The sequence below is a fragment of the Thermococcus sp. Bubb.Bath genome (assembly GCF_012027595.1).
Taxonomy (GTDB): Archaea; Methanobacteriota_B; Thermococci; order Thermococcales; family Thermococcaceae; genus Thermococcus.
The window spans coordinates 1-417 of the sequence record NZ_SNUR01000049.1; the positions used below are offsets into that span (position 1 = coordinate 1).

At 36.5% G+C, this 417-nt stretch carries 1 protein-coding gene; it reads right to left on the reverse strand.

What is annotated here, in order from left to right:
* Window positions 1–59 precede the first annotated feature (59 nt).
* Window positions 60–417: hypothetical protein (locus tag E3E29_RS11460; protein ID WP_206205910.1), on the reverse strand; the 358-nt coding region annotated here is incomplete at its 5' end.

Sequence of the window (417 nt, forward strand, 5' to 3'; positions counted from 1 at the left end):
ACTTCCGTTCCGTCCTTCTCCTCCTTAACCTTCTCTCTAACAATAACCTCAACCATCTCTCACTCACCTCTCAACATTTTCCTAACTTCATCAATCCCCTTCAAGTTAAGAGTTCTCCAAAACAAAAGCTTGTCAATACTCTTTTCTTCAAGAAAAGCATTAATTGATTCTTGTACCTTCTTTTGTCTTTTATCAAGCTCTAAAAGTTCTCCCTCTGTAGTAACCTTTCTCTTCTTCTCCTTGATCTCAAGGTATTCCTTGATTAATCCAAAAACATCAACTTCCTCAACCTTTTGAACTTCCCCTTGAATACCACTCTTTAATCTCATATTTTCCTCAGCTAATGTTTCCAGCTCTTTCAGTAACTCATGATTTTCTTTCTTTAACTCTTCTTTCTCATTCTCGAGAAGCGTTATT